The sequence below is a fragment of the Amycolatopsis roodepoortensis genome (assembly GCF_014873915.1).
Taxonomy (GTDB): Bacteria; Actinomycetota; Actinomycetes; order Mycobacteriales; family Pseudonocardiaceae; genus Amycolatopsis; species Amycolatopsis roodepoortensis.
Window position 1 is genome coordinate 3,202,107 of the sequence record NZ_JADBEJ010000005.1, and the last position, 18,170, is coordinate 3,220,276.

An 18,170-nucleotide genomic window follows, 5' to 3' on the forward strand; every position below is an offset into this window, starting at 1 on the left:
CCGATTCTCCCCCGGAGGACTCGTGCTCGTTCGTCTCATCCTCGGTCTGCTCATCACCGTCGCCGGCCTCGCCTTCGCCGCCCGCCGCGCCGTCTGGCTCTCCAAACTGATCCGCTCCGGCCAGCCGGACGAAAAACGCTCCGACGTCATGGCCGTCCGCGCGAAAACGCATCTGGCCGAGGTCTTCGGGCAGCGCAAACTGCTCAAGTGGTCCGTCCCCGGGCTCGCGCATCTGTTCACGTTCTGGGGTTTCGTGATCCTCGGGTCCGTCTACGTCGAGGCGTACGGCGCCCTCTTCGACCACGACTTCCACATCCCGCTCATCGGGCACTGGGCGGTACTGGGATTCCTCCAGGACTTCATCGCGGTCGCGGTGCTCGTGTCGCTCGCGGTCTTCGCGGTGATCCGGATCCGCCAAGCGCCCGAACGGAAAGACCGCGCGTCGCGGTTCTTCGGCTCGCACACCGGCGGCGCCTGGCTGATCCTGTTCATGATCTTCAACGTGATCTGGACGATGTTCCTCTTCCGGGGCGCGTCGGCGGCGGTCGGCGTCTTCCCCTACGAGTCGGGCGCGTGGGTCTCCCTCGGCGTGGGCGAACTCCTGGAGCCGCTGGGGCCGTCGGTCACCGAACCGCTGGAGACCGTCGGGCTGCTGCTGCACATCGGCGTGATGCTCGCGTTCCTGTCGATCGTGCTCTACTCCAAGCACCTCCACATCTTCCTGGCGCCGGTCAACGTCACCGCGAAGCGGCTCCCGGACGCGCTCGGCCCGCTGCTGCCGATGGAGTCGGCCGGCAAGCCGATCGATTTCGAGGATCCGGGCGAGGACGACACGTTCGGCCGCGGCAAGATCGAGGACTTCACCTGGAAGGGCATGCTCGACTTCGCCACCTGCACCGAATGCGGGCGCTGCCAGTCGCAGTGCCCGGCGTGGAACACCGGAAAACCCTTGTCCCCCAAGCTGTTGATCATGGACCTGCGGGACCATCTCTTCGAGAAGGCGCCGTACATCCTGGACGGAAAGGAGGCGCCTGAAGGGCGCCCCCTCGTCGGTCCCCAGGACGACGGAGGCGTGATCGATCCGGACGTCCTCTGGTCCTGCACTACGTGCGGCGCGTGCGTCGAGCAGTGCCCGGTCGACATCGAGCACGTCGACCACGTCGTCGACATGCGCCGCTACCAGGTGATGATCGAGTCGGCCTTCCCGAGCGAACTCGGCGTGCTGTTCAAGAACCTCGAAACCAAGGGAAACCCCTGGGGCCAGAACAACTCCGACCGGCTCGCGTGGACGAAGGACCTCGGCTTCGAGGTGCCGGTCTTCGACGGCGAACTCGCCGACGACGTCGAGTACGTCTACTGGGTCGGCTGCGCGGGCGCTTTCGACGACAACGCCCGCAGGACCGTCCGCGCCACCGCGGAACTCCTGCATCTCGCCGGGGTGAAGTACACGATCCTCGGCACCGACGAGTCGTGCACCGGCGACCCGGCGCGCCGCTCCGGCAACGAGTTCCTCTTCCAGATGCTCGCGCAGCAGACCGTCGAGACGCTGAACGCGGTGTTCGAGGGCCGCGAGCCGGGAACGCGCAAGATTGTCACCACCTGCCCGCACTGCCTCAACACGCTCGGCCGCGAGTATCCACAGCTGGACGGGCACTACGAGGTCCTGCACCACACGCAACTGCTGAACCGGCTCGTCCGCGCGGGCAAGCTGACCCCGGTCAAACCGGTGGACGCGGGCCCGGTGACCTACCACGACCCGTGCTACCTCGGCCGCCACAACAAGATCTACGAGCCGCCGCGCGAACTCGTCGGCGCGACCGGCGCCACGCTCAGCGAGATGCCCCGGCACGCGGACCGATCGCTCTGCTGCGGCGCCGGCGGCGCGCGGATGTGGATGGAGGAGCAGATCGGCAAGCGCATCAACCTCGAACGCGTCGACGAAGCGCTCGGCACGGACGCCGAAACCATCGTCACCGGTTGCCCGTTCTGCCGCGTGATGCTGAACGACGGTCTCGTGCAGCGGCAGAGCGAACAGCGTGGCGAGAACGTCACCGTGCGCGACGTCTCGCAGCTCCTGCTGGAAACGGTGAAGGAGCGCGACCGGACGACCACGGAGATTTGAGGCACACGGGAGTTGGAAGTTCGGCGCGCCGAACTCTAAACTCGCGGTATGGCGAATCTGCGCAAGACCGTGTGCGCGCTGGCGGCGTCCGCACTCGTCCTGTCCGCTTGCGGCGGTCCCGCTGGAGGCGACGACGACAAGCGGCCGGTCGTGCTGACCACGTTCACGGTCCTGGCGGACATCGCCTCGAACGTCGCGGGCGACAAGCTCCGGGTCGAGTCGATCACCAAACCCGGCGCCGAAATCCACGGTTACGAGCCCACCCCGGACGACATCAAGAAGGCCGCGAAAGCCGACTTGATCCTCGACAACGGGCTGAACCTGGAGGCGTGGTTCGCCCGGTTCGTGAAGGAGAGCGACGCGCCGCACAAGGTGGTCAGCGAGGGCGTCCAGCCCATCGCCATCGGCGAGGACGCCTATCAGGGAAAGCCGAACCCGCACGCGTGGATGTCTCCGACGAATGTGGGTATCTACGTGGACAACATGGTGAAGGCGTTCAGCGAGCTCTCCTCCGGTGACGCCGCCGTGTTCAAGGCCAACGGAGACGCCTACAAGGCGAAACTGAAGGAGGTGCGGGACGAGATGACAGGTGCGCTGAGCGGCCTGCCGCAGAACGAGCGGGCGCTGGTCACCTGCGAAGGAGCCTTCTCCTATCTCGCGCGCGACACCGGCCTCACCGAGCGGTACATCTGGGCGGTCAACGCCGAACAGCAGGCCACCCCGCAGCAGATCACCCGCGCCATCGAATTCGTCAAGCAGAACAAGGTCCCCGCGGTGTTCTGCGAGTCGACCGTCTCCGACGCCCCGATGCAGCAGGTCGTCTCCGCGACCGGTGCCGCGTTCGGCGGCGTCCTCTACGTGGACTCCCTCTCCGGTCCCGAAGGCCCGGTGCCGACCTACCTCGACCTCATCCGCCACGACTCGAAGACGATCGTCGCCGCGCTCACCGGAGCGAAGCCGTGACGGCCGCGATCCGCGTCGAAGGCGTCACGGTCCACTACGGCGACGTCCTCGCGCTCGACGGTGTCGACGTCACGCTCGACCACGGTCACGTCTGCGGGCTGGTCGGGATGAACGGCTCCGGCAAGTCGACACTGTTCAAGACGATCATGGGCATGGTCCGGCCGGACACCGGCACGGTGTCGATCGACGGCGGCACCCCCGCCCGCGCCCGCAAGACCGGCGTGATCGGGTACGTGCCGCAGAGCGAGGACGTCGACTGGTCGTTCCCGCTGTCGGTGCGGGACGTCGTGATGACCGGCCGCTACGGGCGGCTCGGCTTCACCCGGCGGCCGCGCCGCGCCGACCACGAAGCGGTCGACCACGCGCTGGAGCGGGTCGAACTCACCGAACTCGCCGGACGGCAGATCGGCCAGTTGTCCGGTGGGCAGCGCAAACGCGCGTTCGTCGCGCGCGGCATCGCGCAAGGCGCCCGTGTCCTGCTGCTGGACGAGCCGTTCGCCGGCGTGGACAAGCGATCCGAAGCCACGATCACCCGGCTGCTCAAGGAACTCGCGGCCGACGGCGCCGCGGTCCTGATCTCGACGCACGATCTGCACGCGCTGCCCGGCCTGGCCGACGAGGCGATCCTGCTGATGCGCAAGGTGCTCGCGCACGGCTCCCCCGGCGAGGTGCTCCGGCCCGAAAACCTCGCGCTGGCTTTCGGACTCGATGTCCTGCAACGGGAAGAAGAACCCGCGTGAGTCTCTACGACCTGTTCCTCGAACCGCTGAGCTACGACTTCATGGTGCGGGCGCTGGCGTCCACGGTCATCGCGTCGGCCGTCTGTGCGGTGCTCTCGTGCTGGCTGGTGCTGATCGGCTGGTCGCTGATGGGCGACGCGGTCTCGCACGCCGTGCTGCCGGGCGTCGTGCTCGCGTACGTCCTCGGCGCGCCCTTCGCGCTGGGCGCAGTCGTCTTCGGTTTCCTCGCCGTGGCGCTGATCGGCGTCGTCCGCGACACCAGCCGGGTCAAGGAGGACGCCGCGATCGGCATCGTGTTCACCACGTTGTTCGCGCTCGGGCTCGTGCTGATCTCGGTGACCCCGAGCCAGACCGACCTGAACCACATCATCTTCGGCAACCTGCTGGGCGTCGACACGTCGGACCTGATCCAGATCGGCGTCCTCGGCGCGATCACGCTCACCCTGCTGGTGCTCAAACGCCGCGATTTCACCTTGTACGCCTTCGATCCCACGCACGCGCACGCCATCGGGCTGAACCCGCGGGTGCTCGGCGCCGCGCTGCTCGGGCTGCTCGCGCTGACCGCGGTCGTGGCGCTGCAGGTGGTCGGCGTGATCCTCGTGGTGGCGATGCTGATCATCCCCGGCGCGACGGCGTACCTGCTGACCGACCGGTTCGGCCGGATGCTGGTGATCGCGCCGTCGTTCTCGGTGCTCGCGGCGGTGACCGGGCTGTACCTGAGCTACCACCTCGACACCGCGTCCGGCGGGATGATCGTGCTGGTGCAGGGCGCCGGGTTCACGCTGGTGTACCTGTTCGGGCCGCGGCACGGGATCGTCGGGAAGCGGCTGGCCAGGCGCAGGCGGGAGCTTGCCCGAGCCGCGTAACCGGACAATCACCCCGCGCGCTGTGTCTCTCGTGACATGGGTCGGAGTCGACTCTTAGGTTAGGCTCCCCTCATGTCTACGGAAGACGCGCTGCTCACCGGCCATGACCTGGTGCTCGCGCACCATGAGCGGGCCGTGGTGGACGGGGTGTCCCTGTCGCTGCGCGCCGGCCTGGTGACCGCACTCGTCGGGCCGAACGGGTCCGGCAAGTCGACGCTCCTGCGTTCGCTGGCGCGGCTGCACAAACCCCGCGAGGGCGGCGTCCGACTGGGGGAACGCGCCGTCTGGGGCGGCAACGCGTTGTCCGGCAAGGAGTTCGCCCGGCGGGTCACGTTGCTGACCCAGCACCGTCCCACCCCGAGCGGGGTCTCCGTACGTGACGTCGTCTCCTACGGCCGGTACCCGTACCGCTCGGGCTGGCGCGGGGTCGACGTCGACGGCGCCGCCGCGATCCGCCGCGCGATGGAGCTGACGGGCGTGACGTCGATGGCCGAACGCGGCGTCGACGAGCTCTCCGGCGGCGAACTCCAGCGGGTCTGGCTCGCGTCCTGTCTCGCCCAGCAGACCTCCGTGCTGCTCCTGGACGAGCCCACCAACCATCTCGACCTGCGCTATCAGGTCGAGATCCTCGACGTCGTCCGCGATCTGGCCAACGAAGGCGTCGCGGTCGGCGTGGTGCTGCACGACCTCGACCACGCGGCGATCATCGCCGACGAGGTCGTGCTGCTGAGCGAGGGAACCATCGTGGCCACGGGTGACATCGGGCAGGTGCTCACCACCGAGCACCTCTCCCAGGCCTACGGCGTCACCGTCCACGTCGCGAACGACCCGGTGACGGGCGCGATCCACTGCAGGCCACTCGGGCGGCATTCGCCCAGGCCCGCCTGAGAAATCCAGGAAGAACCATGCGTTTGCTGACCCCTGCCGCCCTCGTCGCGGCGGCGGCCCTGCTGTTGTCCGCCTGCGGTACCACCGAGAACACCGCTGCCGCGCCGAGCGACACCGCCGCGAGCGGACCGGTCACGGTGACCGACGCGCGCGGAAAGGCCGTCAATCTCAAGGCCCCCGCCAAGCGCGTCGTCGCGCTCGAGTGGGGCGAGGCCGAGATGGTCGCGTCGCTCGGTGTCATGCCGGTCGGTGCCGCGGACGTCGCGGGCTACAACGTCTGGGACAAGGCCGCCCCGCTGAGCGCCGAGGTCAAGGACGTCGGCAAGCGCAACGAGCCCAGCGTGGACGCGATCGTCGGGCTGAACCCCGACGTCGTCATCATGGCCGAGGAACGCGACTCGACGCTGGTGCCGCAGATCGAGAAGTACGTGCCGGTCGTGGTCACCAAGTCCAGCGACGCGAGCCGTAACTTCGACCGTCTGCGCGAGGACTTCAAGCTGATCGCGAAGACGGTCGGCAAGGAGTCCGAAGCGGACAAGGTGCTGTCCGAAATGGACGCCAAACTCGCCGAGGGCAAGAAGGCCGTCGAGGCCAAGGGCGCCGCGGGCACGCCGTTCCTGATGGCCGACGGCTACCTCGAAGGCAGCACCGTCAGCATCCGCCCGTTCGGCAAGGGCTCGCTGGTCTCCGACACCGCCGAGGCCGTCGGCCTGAAGAACGCCTGGACCGGCAAGGTCGACCCGCAGTGGGGCCTCGGCCAGACCGACGTCGAAGGCCTGACCGCGCTCACCGACCCGAAGACCGTGCTGTTCTACAGCGCGGCCGAAGAGGACGTCTTCACCACCGGTCTCGCGCAGAACGCCGTCTACCAGCGCCTGCCGTTCGTGGTCTCGAAGAAGATCCACAAGCTCCAGGCCGGGACGTGGACCTTCGGCGGACCGAAGTCGATCATCATGACCGCCGACCAGATCGTGAAGGCAGTCACGACCTGATGCGTGCCCGCACCATCGCGGTGTCGGCGGGACTGGTACTGCTCATCGCCGTCCTCGCCGGCATCCATCTGACCCAGGGCACCTCGACGTCGGGTCCGCTGGACGTGGTGAAGGCGATCTTCGGCCAGGGCGACGCGCAGACCCTCGCGGTACTGGAGGGTTCGCGCGTCCCCCGGCTGCTCGCCGCGTTGCTGCTCGGGGTCGCGCTCGGCGTCGCGGGCGCGGGAATGCAGTCCGTGGCACGGAATCCGCTCGCCTCGCCCGACACGCTCGCGGTCAACGCGGGCGCGCATTTCGCCGTGGTTGCCATCTCCGCGTTCGGGCTTTCGCTGCCGCTCGTGCCGGTGGGCGGGGCGGCGTTCGTGGGCGGGCTGGCCGCGGCCGTCGTCGTGCTGGGACTGGCGGGCGGCGGTTCGGCGAGCCCGCGGCTGGTGCTCGTGGGCTCGGCGGTCCTGCTGGCGCTCAACTCGGTGACCATCCTGCTGCTGCTCCTGTTCGAGCAGGAGACGAACGGGTTGTTCGCCTGGGGCAGCGGTTCGCTCACCGTCTCCGATCTGCGGGCGACCGCCCAGATGACGCCGATCGTGGTGATCGCCGTCGTGGCGCTCATCGCGATGGGCCGCAAACTCGACGTCCTCGCCCTCGGCGATGACAACGCGACCTTGCTCGGCCTGCGGGTCCGCCGGACCAGGGTCGGCGCGGTCGTGCTGACCGTCGCGCTGACCGCGGCGGCGGTGACCGTCGCCGGACCGGTCGGATTCGTCGGGCTGAGCGCGCCGGTGATCACGCGGCTGCTGCTGCCGATCGCCAAACACCGCGCGCTGCTGCCGGTTTCGGGGCTGGTCGGCGTGGTGACGGTGCTCGGCGCCGACGTCGTCCTGCGGGCGATCATGGGTTCGGCCGAGGCCGTGCGGGTGCCGACCGGGGTGGTGACCACGATCGTCGGCGCCGTCGTGATGGTGTGGCTGGCGCGGCGCGGCCGGGGAAGCGGCTCGCGCCGTCCGGCCCCGGCCGGACGTGTCGGGGTCGCCGGATCGACCCGGCGGCTCGTGGCCATTTCCGCCGTCCTGGTGGCGCTGCTCGCCGTCGTCCCGCTCGTGGGACTGATGCTGGGCGACCGCATGGTGCTGCTCGGGGACCTCGCGAACTGGGTCACCGGCAACACCGGGACGGCGCTGACCTTCGTGCTGGACCAACGGCTTCCACGGGTGCTGGCCGCGCTGCTCGCCGGTGCCGCGCTGGCGGTTTCGGGCTGCGGGATCCAGTCGGTCAGCCGCAACCCGCTCGCCGAACCCGGGCTGCTCGGTATCACCGCGGGCGCCGGGCTCGGCGCGATCACGCTGATCACCATCGTCCCCGCCGTCGGCGCCTGGTCGATCGCCGGTGCCGCCGGTCTCGGCGCGGCCGTGGTGTTCCTGCTGGTCTACGGGCTGGCCTGGCGTTCGGGGCTCGATTCGGACCGGCTGGTGATCATCGGCATCGCGGTCTGGTCGGCCGGCATGGCGCTGATCAACCTGCTGATCGTGGTCTCCGACCCGTGGAACTCGGCCAAGGCGCTGACCTGGCTTTCGGGGTCGACCTACGGCCGCACGCTGGAGCAGGTCGCGCCCGTGGCGCTGGCGCTCCTCGCGCTGCTGCCGTTGCTGTGGGCCAAGCATCGCGAGCTGGACCTGCACGCCCTCGACGAGGACACCCCGCGCGTGCTGGGGATGCGGATCGAACGGTCCCGGCTGCTCGTGCTGGGCGCTTCCGGGATCCTGGCGGCCACCGCGGTGTCCGCGATCGGCGTGGTCGTGTTCGTCGGGCTGGTCGCGCCGCATCTGGCGCGTTCGCTGGTCGGCGGGCGGCACGGCCGGGTGCTTCCGGTGGCCGCGGCGCTCGGGGCGCTGCTGGTGAGCGTCGCGGACACCCTGGGGCGGACGGTCATCGCGCCCGCCCAGATCCCGGCGGGCCTGGTCATCGCGATGGTCGGGACGCCGTACTTCGTGCTGGTGCTCTGGAAGACCCGGCCGTGATAGCGCGTGAAGGCCCCCTTCCCTCGGCTGAGCCGAGGGAAGGGGGCCTTCACGCGCTTCGGGCTACAGGGTCTTCTGGAGGTGCGTGGCCAGCAGCTTGGTGAAGCGGGCGGGGTCGCCCAGTTCGCCGCCTTCGGCTAGCAAAGCCATGCCGTACAGCAGTTCCGCGGTCTCCGCGAGACCTTCGGACTCGCCCTTCTCGGCGAACGAGGACCGCAGCCCGGACACCAGCGGGTGGCCCGGGTTGAGTTCCAGGATCCGCTTGATCTGCGGCAGTTCCTGACCCATCGCGCGATACATCTTCTCCAGCGTCGGGGTGACGTCGTTCGTGTCGCCGACGATGCAGGCGGGCGACGTCGTCAGCCGCGACGAGAGCCGGACCTCCTTGACCTGGTCTTCGAGCGTCTTCGTCAGCCAGGTCAGCAGCCCGGAGAACTCTTCCTTCTGCTCGTCGGTGGTGTCGGAGTCGAGTTCGACCTCGCCCTTCGCGACCGACTGGAACTGCTTCTCCTCGTAGCCGGAGACGGCGTCGACCCACATCTCGTCGATCGGGTCGGTGAGCACGAGCACCTCGTACCCCTTGGCCCGGAAGGCTTCCAGATGCGGGGAGTTCTCGATGCTCTGCCGCGATTCGCCGGTCAGGTAGTAGATGTGCTCCTGGCCGTCCTTCATCCGCTCGACGTACTCACGCAGCGACGTGAGCTTCTCCGGATCGTTCGTCGAGGCGAACGAACAGATGTCGAGGATGGCGGTGCGGTTCTCGTGGTCGTCCAGCAGGCCTTCCTTGACGGCGCGGCCGAACTCCTTCCAGAACGTCTCGTACTTGTAGGGGTTCTCGTCGGCCATCATGGTCTTGACCGTCGAGAGGACCTTCTTCACCAGGCGACGGCGGATCAGCTGGATCTGCCGGTCCTGCTGGAGGATCTCGCGCGAGACGTTGAGCGACAGGTCCTGCGCGTCGACGACGCCCTTCACGAAGCGCAGGTACTCCGGCATCAGCGCTTCGCAGTCGTCCATGATGAAGACGCGCTTCACGTACAGCTGGACGCCGCGTTTGCGCTCCCGCATGAACAGGTCGAGCGGCGCGTGGCCGGGCAGGAACAGCAGCGCCTGGTACTCGAAGGTGCCCTCGGCCTGGAGCCGGATGGTCTCCAGCGGGTCGTTCCAGTCGTGCGCGACGTGCTTGTAGAACTCGTTGTACTCGTCTTCGGTGACGTCGCTGGACGGGCGGGCCCACAGCGCCTTCATCGAGTTGACCGTGACGACCTCGTCGCCTTCGGTCATCCGGATCGGCCAGGTGATGAAGTCCGAGTACTTCTTGACGATCTGCTTGATCTTCGTGGCCGAGGTGTAGTCGAAGAGCTGGTCTTCGGCGTCCTCGGGCTTGAGGTGCAGGACGACCGACGTGCCCTGCGGCAGGTCCGGGACCGTCTCGATGGTGTACGTGCCCTCGCCCTCGGACTCCCAGCGGACGCCCTCGTCGGATCCGGCGCGGCGGGTCAGCAGCGTGACCTTGTCGGCCACCATGAAGCTGGCGTAGAAGCCGATGCCGAATTGACCGATGAGATCCTGCGAAGCCGCGGAATCCTTGGTCTCCTTCAGTTTCTTCAGGAATTCGGCGGTACCGGATTTCGCGATCGTGCCGATCAGCGCCACGACGTCGTCCCGGCTCATCCCGATTCCGTTGTCGCGCACGGTGAGCGTGCGGTTTTCGGGGTCGGTCGCGATCTCGATGTGGAGATCGTCGGTGTCCGCCTGGAGGTCCTTGTCACGGAACGCTTCGAGGCGGAGTTTGTCCAGTGCGTCGGAGGCGTTGGACACCAGTTCCCGCAGGAAGGTGTCCTTGTTCGAGTAGATCGAGTGGATCATCAGCTGCAGCAGCTGACGTGCCTCCGACTGGAACTCGAGTGTTTCGGCAGAGGTTGTCACGCGCCGATATTACCCAGCGTGGAACGGGCTCAGGCCAGCCTCTGCCTGGCCACCTCGGCCAGCCCCTCACCGGTGGCCTGTTCGATCGTCGTGACGGCCGATCGGCCGTCGGTCTCGACGGTCGCGATGACATTGCCGAAATGCGGTCCCGACGTCTTCCGCCATTCGAGCGGAAGGGGTTCGACACCGCCGCGTTCGGCCCAGCGGCGCGCCAGCGACGCCAGCCGGGCCGACCAGGTGGCGCCGAAGGCAAGCCGGAGCGGCCGCGGCATCGCGTTGTGCACCGGCGAGCAGGTGAGCTGGTACACCGCCGAGGTCACCGGCTCCGGGTACCGCGCCTCGGCGATGTAGGCGTGGTGGACGTCGCCGGAGAGCACCGCGATGGTGGCGGGCGGATCGGCCCGGCGTCCCTCGCGCGCGATCATCGCCGCGAGCCGGTCGAACGACGCGCGGAACGAGGCCCAGTGTTCGAGGTCGCCCGCCTGCCGGATCTTCTCCGCGAGCCTGCCCCGCCAGCCTGGGCGCGCGCAGGCCCGTTCGTTGAGCGACTGGAGATGGGACACGACCGGCGGCAGCAGCCACGGCAGCGACGAGCCGATCAGCAGGTGATCACAGGGCGACGCGGCGTTGTCCTCGATCCAATCGAATTCGTCGTCGTCCACCATGCACCGGGCGCCGCCCACCAGGATCCGCCCGGCACGGCTGTCGATGACCAGCAGCCGCACCGAGCCGAAGTCGCGGCGGTAACTCCATCGCGCGCCCTTGGTGCCGTCGCGGTCGTCGTCGGCTTCGTCGGCGAACTCGGCGAGCAGGCCGGCGTTGTCCCCGCCGGAGACGATGGCCTTCTGGAAGGTCGGGTCCTCGGCGAGTTCGGCGGGGCCGAGGTTCCCAAGGTGCTGGTAGACCCAATACGACATGATCGCCCCGCGCAGGCGCTCCCGCCACCACGGCTGCGCGCGCATCTGCTGCCGCCAGATGTGGGAGGTGTTCCAGTCGTCGCGGACGTCGTGGTCGTCGAAGATCATCGACGTCGGCACGGTGGACAGCAGCCAGCGGATCGACGGCTCACCCCAGGCTTCGAGGTAGAGGCGGGTGTACTCCTCGAAATCCGTCACCTCCGTGCCCGGCGGTTTCGACGTGTCACGGCGCTGCTTCAGCCATTCCTGCGTCTCGTCGGTGGTCTCGTCGGCGTAGACCTGGTCGCCCAGCATCAGCAACGCCTGCGGCCACTCGGTTTCCTCGCCCTCGGCCATCCGGCGGGCGTACGCGGCCAGCGCGTCCGGGCCGAAGGCGTCGTCTTCGTGCGGTTTGCGGCAGGAACCGAACACGAGCCGGACCCGGGACTCGTCCGGGGGCAGCGTCCGGATCCGGCTGGGCGGGAACCCGGAATCCTCCGGGGGCCAGACCTTTTCGCCGTCCACGCGCACGTCGTACTCGTGGGAGGAGCCGGGTTCGAGGCCCGTCAGCACGAGCAGGGCGTAGTGGTGACCGCGGATCTCGAACGTCCTCGCGGTGGTGCCGAGGACTTCGACCTCACTCGCGGTGGCGGTCTCGACCCACACCGTCGCCGACACGTCGTCGACGTGCCGCAGCAACGGGCCCAGGAGCAGACTCATTCCTGAAACGGTGCCACAGCGACGCCAAGATCGTGCGCTGAGCGGACTCCTCAGCCGAGCCGCGCGAAGATCTCGCGGATCTCGGCCAGCGCCTTCTCCCGGTCGGCGTCGTCCTCGTACCAGCCGTCGGCGGCCCGGTCCTCGACGATCAGCTCGGGGGTGAACTCGTCGCCGAACCGGTAGTCACCGAGGCAGTAGGTGAACCCCGACTCGCCCAGCGGATCCAGGCCTTCCCGGCGGCAGTGCTCCAGGAAGCCGTCGGCCTGTGCCCACTTCGTGCCGTCGAACCAGAACACGCCGCCGGCGTACAGGATCGTCTGCCCGGTGCCCGCGTCGACGATGTTCAGGGACTCGTAGTTCTCCGGCCGGTTCCGCACCAGCGCGACGAGGTCTTCGGGGACGCCGCCGTAGAGCGCCTCCTGCTCCTCGTAGGTGCCTTCGGCGTACAGGTTCAACGCCGATTCGTGGTCGAAGGTCAGCAGCAGCGCGCGCCCGTCCGGGGTGAAGTACCAGACCGCCGACTGGCCGCCGCCGTCGTTCCAGGCGTACCGCACCGCGCCGTCCACCTCGACCGGCTCGATCTCGGTGACCGCGTCGATCACCGCGGCGCGGCGCCGCACCTCGTCGAGGGTCGTCGCACCGAGGGCCGCCCAGATCTCTTCGCTCACCCGCGCAGAGTACCGGTGCGCACGTGGCCGATCCGGATGCGCTGCGGGTGGTCGCCGACCGGGACGGACTTCACCTTCGCGCCGGTCGCGAAGTCGATCGCGGTCACCTGGTCCGAGGCGCTTTCCGAGATGACGCAATGCTTTCCGTCGCCGCTCACGGTCGCCCAGTACGGCTTCGCGGCGGTCACGAGCGGGCCTTCCCGGAGGCTCGCCCGGTCCACAATGGTCGCGTAGTCGTCCATCGTCCCGGCGACGCAGAGCTTGTCGCCCGCCGGACTCATCGAGAGTCCGTGGTGGCGGGAGTCGTTGACCCAGGTCGTGCGGTCTTCACTGGTGTTCGGGTTCTTCGGCAGCGTCTTCGACCGCGTGATCCGGTCGCCGGCGACGTCGTATTCGAGGAGTCCGTTGAAGAAGGACACCTGGAAGTACAGCTTCGACTCGTCCGGGGTGAAGGCCACCGGCCGGACCGAGTCGGAGAGGTCCTTGCGGCCGAAGGCGTCCAGGCGCGGGCGCATGTCGATCACCTTGACCTGCTGGAAGGTGTTCGCGTCGACCACGGTGAGCTTCCGGTCGCCCTTGGTGAAGTCCTGCCACGGCGCGTCGAGCGCGGTGTTCACCTCGCCGATCGAGCTGTTCCAGAGGTAGCGGCCGCCGTCGGTGTAGGTGTTCTCGTGCGGTTTGTCGCCGGTCTTGAACGAGCCGAGCTGCCGTCCGGTCTCGATGTCGAGCACGTGGACGGTGTTGGACGTCGAAGCGGAGACCGCGATGCTGCGGCCGTCCGGCGAGACCGCCATGTGGTCGGAGCGGAAACCCGACACCGGGAACCGCCAGTTGACCCGGCCGGTGGCGAGGTCGATCGACACGACGTCGGCGAAGCTCGGGCGGGACGCGACGACCGCACGGCCGTCGGGGGTCGTGTAGAGGTCGTCGACGAGCTGGTCGTGGCCCTCGCCGACGCCGTTGCGGATGCCGAGGAAGAACGCGAGCTTGATCGGGTTCAGGTAGATCTCGGTGAGCCGTTCGTCCTTGTCCGGCACCATGTTCACGCGCGCGATCTTCGCGTAGTCGCCGGAGGGCGCGATGATGTCCGCGGTCCCCTCCCAGTTGTTGCCGACGAACAGGACCTGCCGCAGTTCGTCCGCCGCGGCGGCGGGCACCGAGCCCAGTGCCGCGGCCAGGCAGGTCACGAGGACGGTGTTCAGCAACCGGCGTTTCCGCATCGGGCGCACCTTTCGGCGAGGGCCTGTTACCTTTCGGTAGCTCACAGGAAACCAACCGGCCGGACACCCTCGGTAGGGGGCGGTCGCCAACGACCGACGGCTTCGTTGTGCACCGGGCACAATCCGCGCGGGAAGGCGGTGGCGATGGCGCACCGGTCGCTCCACGACCTGCTGGCCGAGATGGCGGCCGACGCCGAGGTCGTCGACGAAGTGGTCCGGGCCGCCCGCACTGAATCGCCCGAAGTGGCGCGGCTGCCGGTGGACGAGAACCGGCGGCATGTCGCGATCGTGCTCGCGGCCGGGCTCGCCTCGTTCGATCGGCCGGGTGGCGCCGGAGAGCAGGACTACGCGGCGGCCGCCGACCTGGGCGCGGACCGGGCCGCGCAGGGTGTGCCGCTCGCCGCGCTGCTGCGCGGGGTGCAGGCGGGCCGCAGCCGCGCGGTGGAGATCGCCGTCGGACGCGGCAAGGCGGCCGGGGTGCCGGACGGCGTCATGCTGGCGGCGCTGGTCGACTTCGACCGGAACACGCGCGCGCTCGAACGCCAGGTCATCGCCGGATATCACGAAGCCGAACTCGAACTCGCCCGCACGGCGCACGACAGCCGTGCCCGGGTGCTGCGGCGGTTGCTGGGCGGCGACACGACGGCGCCGTCTGCCGAGGAGGTCGCGAACGCCGGGCTGAACCCGGGCGGGCGCTACCACTGTCTGCTCACCGACGTCGGCGATCCGTACCAGGCCCGGGTCGTCGAGCGGCGGCTCGGCGCGACAGGTGGCGTCTTCGGCCTGGTCGAAGGCCGGCTGGCCGGGCTGGCGCCGCGGCTGCCCACCGCGTCCGCGCTCGGGGACGACGTGCTCATGGTGGCCTCCCCCGCCGTCCCGCTCGCCGAGGTCCGCGGCACACACGCGCTGTGCGTGATGGCCCTGCCTGCCGCCGCCGGATCACGCGGCCTGCACGCGGTGGCGGATCTGGCCGTGGAGACCGCGCTCGCCGCCCAGCCGGGGCTCGCCGCGCTGCTCGAAGGCACCCTGCTGAACGCGCTGACGCCAGGCGATCCCTTCCACGAACAACTCGTCTCGACCGCGCTCGCCTACCTCGACCACGGGCGGCGGCTCGACCAGACGGCCGCCGCGCTGCACGTCCACGCGAACACCGTCCGGTACCGGCTTTCCCGGCTCGGCGAGATCACCGGGACGTCGCTCGACCCGCCGGATGTGCGGCACACCGTCAACTGGTGGTGGGCGCTGCGCACGTGGCGCTCGGGCTGAACCGCCGGGGCTCCTCGTCCGTGTAACCCGATGAAGGCAGTCCATCCCGGAAGGAACCCGCCTTGTCGGTTTTCCCGCGTCCCGCCCTGGTCGGCCTGCCCGGCGACCGGACGACAGCCCGCGAAATCGCGTCCAGCGCGGCCACGACCGCGTCGGCGGTACTCGTGCTGTTCGCCCTGCTCGCGCCGGCCGACCTCGAAGGGCTGACGCCGGAAGCGTTCGTGCGGCTGCCGGTGGAGGCGCTGCTCGGAGTCGCGGTCGTGCTCATGCTGCGCGACGGCGCGCGGCGCGTCGTCGCGGTGTCGGCCGGCGCGTTCCTCGGGCTCCTGACCGTGCTCAAGGCCATCGACATCGGTTTCGGGCTCGCGCTGAACCGGCGGTTCAACCCGGTGTTCGACTGGGGTGTGCTCGGCAACGGGGTCGACCTGCTCGGCACGTCGATCGGCCGGGCGGGCGCGCTCGCGTCGTTCGCCGGGCTGACGCTGCTGGCCGTGGTCGTGATCGTGCTGATGGCGCTGGCCGTCCTGCGGCTGAGCCGGGTGGTGGCCGGACGGCGCACCGCGTCGACCCGGGTGACGGCCGTGCTCAGCGTGCTCTGGATGGCGTGCGCGGTCTCGGGCGCGCAACTCGCTCCGGGACAGCCGTTCGCTTCGCGCAGCGCGGTCGCCTTCGCCTACGAAGACCTCCGTGAGGTGCGAGCCGGCATCCGGGACAGGGAGGCCTTCGCCGAGGAGATCGCCGTCGACGCCTTCCGTGACACTCCGGCCTCCGGGCTGCTGAACGCGTTGCGCGGCAAGGACGTGCTGTTCACCTTCGTCGAGAGCTACGGGCGGGTGGCCGTCCAGGACTCGGACATCGCGCCGAAGATCGACGCGGTGCTCGACGCCGGGACGGCGCGGCTGAAGAACGCCGGATACGACTCGCGCAGCGCTTTTCTGACGTCGCCGACGACGAGCGCGGGCAGCTGGCTGGCGCACTCGACGTTCCAATCCGGGGTCTGGGTCGACAGCCAGCACCGGTACGACGACTTCGTGAAGACCGACCGGTTCACCCTCGGGGGTGCGTTCAAGCGCGCGGGCTGGGAGACGGTCGGTGTCGTCCCGGCGCATACCGAGGACTGGCCGGAGGGCAAGGTCTACGGCTACGACCGCTACTACGACTCACGCACCATCGGGTATCGCGGCCCGCCGTTCTCCTACGCCACGATGCCGGACCAGTTCACCCTTTCGGCTTTCCAGCGCGCCGAACGCGCGCAACGGGACCGGCCGCCGCTCATGGCGGAGATCGACCTCGTCACCAGTCACTGGCCGTGGACGCCGCTGCCCCGCCTGGTCGACTGGAAGGACGTCGGTGACGGGTCGATCTACGATCCCATGCCTTCACAAGGGAAAACGCCCGAAGAGGTGTTCACCGACCCGGCCAAGGTGCGCGGCGCGTACGGAGACTCGATCGCTTATTCGCTGAACTCGCTGATCTCGTACGTGGAGACGTACGGCGACGACGATCTCGTGCTCGTGTTCCTCGGCGACCACCAGCCGAACCCGATCGTCGCCGGCGCGGGCGCGGATCACGACGTCCCGATCACGGTGGTCACGCGGGACCCGGCGGTGCTCGACAAGATCGCGGGCTGGAACTGGCAGGACGGCCTGAACCCGGACCGGAACGCGCCGGTGTGGCGAATGGACGCGTTCCGGGACCGCTTCCTGACCACCTTCGCCCGCTAACCCCCGCACTTAGCCGACTAACTGCGGGTCGCGCCGAGGGCCCGGCCCGGTCGCGCCTCCCTCCCCTGCCCGGACGGCGTGTCGCGAAAGCCACTTTCGCGACCCTGGACGTCCCGAAAGTGGCTTTCGCGACACCTCGCCCTCCCCCTCCCCCGCGGTTAGTCGGCTAAGGGCGGGTCGCGTCGCGATACCGGTCGGCCAACTCGCGCAAGTAGTCGACCAACTGCAGGGGTTCGGTGACGCGGAAAGGGAGGTTGAGGAGTCCTAAGTGGACGGCCATCGTCTCGATGCTGTCCGCGCCGGTGTGCAGGACGCAGGTGTTCGCGTCGACGGCCTCCACCGTCCCGACGGCCGGGTTGATCCGCGCGGTCACCTCTTCGGCGGACGCGTGCACGGTGACGTCGGCCCGGTAGCGCCAAGCGGCGGACGACACCCCGCGCCGCACGCGGTCGGTGACGTCCTCGGGCAGTTCACGCGCGGTGAACCGCGGACCGGTGGGAACTCGCGGCGTCAGCCTGTCGACGCGGAAGGTGCGCCAGTCGCCGCGGTCTAGGTCCCACGCGACGAGGTACCAGCGGCGTCCCCAGTTCACCAGGCGGTACGGCTCGACCTTGCGGACGCTTTCCGAACCGTCGTGGGTCAGGTAGCCGAACCGCAGTACCTCACGGTCCCGGCAGCACGCCGTCAGCACGGTGAGCGTCTCGGCGGCGACACGCGGCCCGGGTTCGTCCCTGGGCACCGGGACCGTGTACGCCTGCAGGGCGTTCACTCGGCGGCGCAACCGGGACGGGAGCACCCGCTCCAGCTTGGCGAGCGCGCGCAACGACGTCTCCTCCACGCCCGCGATGGTGCCGCCCGCCGCGGTGCGCAGGCCGATCGCGACGGCGACCGCCTCCTCGTCGTCCAGCAGCAGCGGCGGCAGATCGGCGCCCGCGCCGAGGCGGTAACCGCCGACCGAACCACGGGTGGCGTTCACCGGATAGCCGAGCGCGCGCAGCCGTTCGACGTCGTTGCGGATCGTGCGGGCGCTGACCTCCAGACGTTCCGCCAGCTCGGTGCCGGTCCAGTCGCGGGGAGTCTGCAGGAGGGAGAGCAAACGGAGTAATCGTGCCGAAGTTTCCAACATTTCTTCAGGCTGCTCCTCCATTAGGAACGGTCTGT

The 18,170-nt window shown here is 69.2% G+C and carries 14 protein-coding genes; 9 read left to right on the top strand and 5 right to left on the bottom strand.

Annotation, left to right across the window (positions count from 1 at the left end):
- Positions 1-22: 22 nt before the first annotated feature.
- The 7 genes from H4W30_RS34240 to H4W30_RS34270 all read left to right on the top strand — a co-directional run bounded on the left by H4W30_RS34240 (position 23) and on the right by H4W30_RS34270 (position 8,586).
- A complete protein-coding gene (locus H4W30_RS34240; protein WP_192746350.1) occupies positions 23-2,122 on the top strand; it encodes a heterodisulfide reductase-related iron-sulfur binding cluster in 2,100 nt (699 codons plus the stop codon).
- A 48-nt stretch (positions 2,123-2,170) separates the two neighbouring features.
- Positions 2,171-3,085, top strand: a complete 915-nt coding sequence (locus H4W30_RS34245; RefSeq protein ID WP_192746351.1) for a metal ABC transporter substrate-binding protein — start codon at positions 2,171-2,173, stop codon at positions 3,083-3,085.
- Positions 3,082-3,825 carry a metal ABC transporter ATP-binding protein gene (locus tag H4W30_RS34250; RefSeq protein WP_192746352.1) on the top strand — a complete coding sequence of 248 codons (744 nt, stop codon included), beginning with the start codon at positions 3,082-3,084 and terminating at the stop codon, positions 3,823-3,825. The genes H4W30_RS34245 and H4W30_RS34250 overlap by 4 nt, the downstream gene beginning before the upstream one ends.
- Entirely contained in the window at positions 3,822-4,691 is an 870-nt protein-coding gene (locus H4W30_RS34255; RefSeq protein ID WP_192746353.1) for a metal ABC transporter permease, read from the top strand. Before H4W30_RS34250 ends, H4W30_RS34255 begins: the two co-directional genes overlap by 4 nt.
- A 72-nt stretch (positions 4,692-4,763) precedes the next feature.
- Entirely contained in the window at positions 4,764-5,579 is an 816-nt protein-coding gene (locus H4W30_RS34260; RefSeq protein WP_126733975.1) for an ABC transporter ATP-binding protein, read from the top strand.
- Between the two features lie 17 nt (positions 5,580-5,596).
- Positions 5,597-6,571, top strand: a complete 975-nt coding sequence (locus H4W30_RS34265) for an ABC transporter substrate-binding protein (protein ID WP_192746354.1) — start codon at positions 5,597-5,599, stop codon at positions 6,569-6,571.
- Positions 6,571-8,586 carry an iron ABC transporter permease gene (locus H4W30_RS34270; RefSeq protein ID WP_192746355.1) on the top strand — a complete coding sequence of 672 codons (2,016 nt, stop codon included), beginning with the start codon at positions 6,571-6,573 and terminating at the stop codon, positions 8,584-8,586. The genes H4W30_RS34265 and H4W30_RS34270 overlap by 1 nt, the downstream gene beginning before the upstream one ends.
- Positions 8,587-8,649: 63 nt before the next feature.
- Here the strand turns inward: H4W30_RS34270 and htpG are convergent, their stop codons facing one another.
- Genes htpG through H4W30_RS34290 form a run of 4 tightly spaced genes read right to left on the bottom strand, consistent with a single transcriptional unit; the run spans position 8,650 to position 14,019 of the window.
- A complete protein-coding gene (gene htpG, locus H4W30_RS34275) occupies positions 8,650-10,515 on the bottom strand; it encodes a molecular chaperone HtpG (protein WP_192746356.1) in 1,866 nt (621 codons plus the stop codon).
- Between the two features lie 29 nt (positions 10,516-10,544).
- Positions 10,545-12,131: an alkaline phosphatase D family protein gene (locus H4W30_RS34280; protein WP_192746357.1), complete on the bottom strand. Its 1,587-nt coding sequence runs from the start codon at positions 12,129-12,131 to the stop codon at positions 10,545-10,547.
- A 50-nt stretch (positions 12,132-12,181) separates the two neighbouring features.
- Positions 12,182-12,799, bottom strand: coding sequence for a hypothetical protein (locus H4W30_RS34285; protein WP_192746358.1), 618 nt, complete (start codon positions 12,797-12,799; stop codon positions 12,182-12,184).
- Positions 12,796-14,019: a YncE family protein gene (locus H4W30_RS34290; RefSeq protein WP_192746359.1), complete on the bottom strand. Its 1,224-nt coding sequence runs from the start codon at positions 14,017-14,019 to the stop codon at positions 12,796-12,798. Before H4W30_RS34290 ends, H4W30_RS34285 begins: the two co-directional genes overlap by 4 nt.
- A 144-nt stretch (positions 14,020-14,163) precedes the next feature.
- Here H4W30_RS34290 and H4W30_RS34295 point away from each other — a divergent pair, with 144 nt between their 5' ends.
- Positions 14,164-15,285, top strand: coding sequence for a PucR family transcriptional regulator (locus H4W30_RS34295; RefSeq protein ID WP_192746360.1), 1,122 nt, complete (start codon positions 14,164-14,166; stop codon positions 15,283-15,285).
- Between the two features lie 62 nt (positions 15,286-15,347).
- Complete coding sequence (locus H4W30_RS34300; RefSeq protein WP_192746361.1) at positions 15,348-17,009, top strand: sulfatase-like hydrolase/transferase; 1,662 nt, start codon at positions 15,348-15,350, stop codon at positions 17,007-17,009.
- A gap of 166 nt (positions 17,010-17,175) precedes the next feature.
- Here the strand turns inward: H4W30_RS34300 and H4W30_RS34305 are convergent, their stop codons facing one another.
- Positions 17,176-18,135, bottom strand: coding sequence for a helix-turn-helix transcriptional regulator (locus H4W30_RS34305; protein ID WP_192746362.1), 960 nt, complete (start codon positions 18,133-18,135; stop codon positions 17,176-17,178).
- Positions 18,136-18,170 lie beyond the last annotated feature (35 nt).